Below are 2409 nucleotides of genomic sequence, written 5' to 3' on the forward strand. Positions count from 1 at the left end.
AGTACTTTAAGTTAGCACGTAAGAGCTCAGCAGCGCTCTTAGCCATGTTCATGGTTTGCTCTTCTAAGGACTCACGAACCTTTAATGGGCCACGACGACCATCAATAGTAGGACGAATACCAATCTTAGGATGTTGATTTGACATTTTTAACTCCTAGAAAAAACTTATAATTTCTTATAAGTAAGATAGAATTCTATTTTGGCTAAATTTAAAAGCTCATAGACAAATAAGCATGAGAGACAAGACAATCTCTAAAATGCCTAGCTAAATCTAACCTCCTTTAGCTAGGCACTTAATAGCTAACAATTAGCTAGCTAATAAAAACTATAATAAGGACTTGTATAATTCCTTGATTTCCTCAACAGAGGTATCACGTGGGTTACCACCAGTGCAAACATCAGCAAAAGCAGACTTAGATAAGAAGTCGAGATCTTCCTCTTTTACAATGCCCTTGAGATCCTGTGGAATGCCTACGTCCTTAGATAATTGAGCTACAGCATCAATAGCAGCCTGGCGATATTGCTCTTGAGTCATGTTCTCAGCACCAGCAACACCAAAAGCCTTGGCAATGTGGAGGTACTTATCACCAGTATTTGGTGCGTTGTACTTCATAACTGTAGGTAAAATAATAGCGTTAGCTACACCGTGTGGAGTGTCGTATAAAGCACCTAATGGGTGAGCCATAGAGTGAACAATACCTAAACCTACGTTAGAGAAGCCCATACCAGCTACGTATTGAGCTAAAGCCATACCCTCACGGCCCTCTGGAGTATTATCAACAGCGCCACGTAAGTGCTTAGCAATTAACTCGATAGCCTTGATGTGGAACATATCGGTTAATTCCCAACCAGCCTTGGTGATTAAACCTTCAATAGCGTGGGTTAAAGCGTCCATACCAGTAGCAGCAGTTAAGCCCTTTGGCATAGAGGACATCATGTCAGGATCAACTACAGCAATCATTGGCATGTCGTGTGGATCAACACAAACGAACTTACGCTCCTTGGCAGTATCGGTGATTACATAGTTGATAGTAACCTCAGCTGCGGTACCTGCTGTGGTAGGAACAGCAATAGTAGGAACAGCCTCATTCTTAGTTGGGGCTAAGCCCTCTAAGGAAACAACATCAGCAAACTCTGGGTTCTTGATGATAATACCAATAGCCTTGGCAGTATCCATAGATGAACCACCGCCAATAGCGATGATGTAATCGGCACCTGACTTCTTAAAGGCTTCTACACCGTGCTGTACATTCTCAATAGTTGGATTAGGCTTAATATCAGAATAAAGCTCGTAAGCTAAATTAGCCTCGTCTAAAAGGTCGGTTACCTTATTGGTTACCTTAAATTCGATTAAGCTTGGATCAGAGCAAACAAAAGCCTTCTTAAAGTCGCGCTTTTTAACTTCCTCAACGATAGATAAAATAGCGCCCTTGCCATGATAAGAGATATTGTTGAGTACGATACGATTAGCCATGTTCTTTCCTACAAAATCAAGGCCTCTACGCTCGCTCATCGCCTTATGCCTTTAAGTAAGTAAGTTTTATTTTTACTCACCAAAGCTCGTAAAGAGGTGGCTGTGAAGAGGTTACATAAAAGTTAAAAAAATAAAGTGCTAAATAATAAAAAAAGCTCTTAAGCTCACATCATATCTGCGCCGCTTAAGAGCTCTAAAGCGCAGTTAAAATAACAAATTATTAAACTACGCCTTTTTGTAACATAATGTTGGCATATAAAGCTTTTTCTGAGGTGGCGATAATGCAGTATGCTTTTTTAGCCTCCTCATAGAAAGCAAAACGCTCGATATTGGTAAAGCAATCTGCACCACGTGGATCATGCTTAGCAACAACTTGCTTGTACTCATCCCAAATTGGAGTCTTTACTGGATCACCTGGAACAACTTCCATTAAGGAAACTGGCTTATCGCAGTAAGTGTCGAGTGGGAACAGCTCTAAAATAGCATCTAAAATTTCTACTACGCCATGACCATCAGCACGAATTACGTAGCAATCTGCACCCATAGACTCACTTGGGAAGTTGCCATCAGCAATAACAATACGATCTGAGTGACCCATCTCGCAAAGAATCTTTAATAAATCAGGGGAAATGATGGCTGGAACATTCTTAAGCATGAAACTACCTACCTTGTGAGTAATCTGCTCCAATTTCACATAGAACAGACTAGAACATTAACAAGCAAAAACAAGAGGATGAATTAACATCCTAAAACAATCCTAAACAGATTAGCTAAACTGACCTTATAGCTAACAACTTTGTCTATTTTTGTTTAATTTTGCGATTAAAAATGGTAATTTTTTCTATTCAAAAGGTAATTTATTAATAAAATTGAGAAAATCTTGCAAAAATTGGTAATTTTTTCCCCTGAAAAGCTTAATTGCGCCCCGCTTTGTC

3 protein-coding genes are annotated in these 2409 nt (G+C 39.5%); all 3 read right to left on the reverse strand.

Features of this window, described 5'->3' with window-relative positions; all coding sequences use genetic code 11:
- Positions 1 to 145: hypothetical protein (locus tag MXE38_RS12095; protein ID WP_246915435.1), on the reverse strand; the 145-nt coding region annotated here is incomplete at its 3' end.
- 180 nt (positions 146 to 325) lie between these two features.
- The gene (fucO, locus tag MXE38_RS12100; protein ID WP_348647386.1) at positions 326 to 1474 is read right to left on the reverse strand and encodes a lactaldehyde reductase; all 1149 of its coding nucleotides are present in this window, start codon (positions 1472 to 1474) and stop codon (positions 326 to 328) included.
- 220 nt (positions 1475 to 1694) lie between these two features.
- On the reverse strand, positions 1695 to 2129 hold the full coding sequence (locus MXE38_RS12105) for an RbsD/FucU domain-containing protein (RefSeq protein ID WP_246915433.1): 435 nt from the start codon (positions 2127 to 2129) through the stop codon (positions 1695 to 1697).
- Between the last annotated feature and the right edge of the window lie 280 nt (positions 2130 to 2409).

Origin of the sequence: Anaerobiospirillum sp. NML120448, assembly GCF_023050945.1 — a bacterium.
GTDB lineage: Bacteria > Pseudomonadota > Gammaproteobacteria > Enterobacterales > Succinivibrionaceae > Anaerobiospirillum.

Bases quoted from the DNA above. Each gene is read 5' to 3' on its own strand.
- fucO (WP_348647386.1), bottom strand. From the start codon at position 1,474: ATGGCTAATCGTATCGTACTCAACAATATCTCTTATCATGGCAAGGGC.
- MXE38_RS12105 (WP_246915433.1), bottom strand. From the start codon at position 2,129: ATGCTTAAGAATGTTCCAGCCATCATTTCCCCTGATTTATTAAAGATT.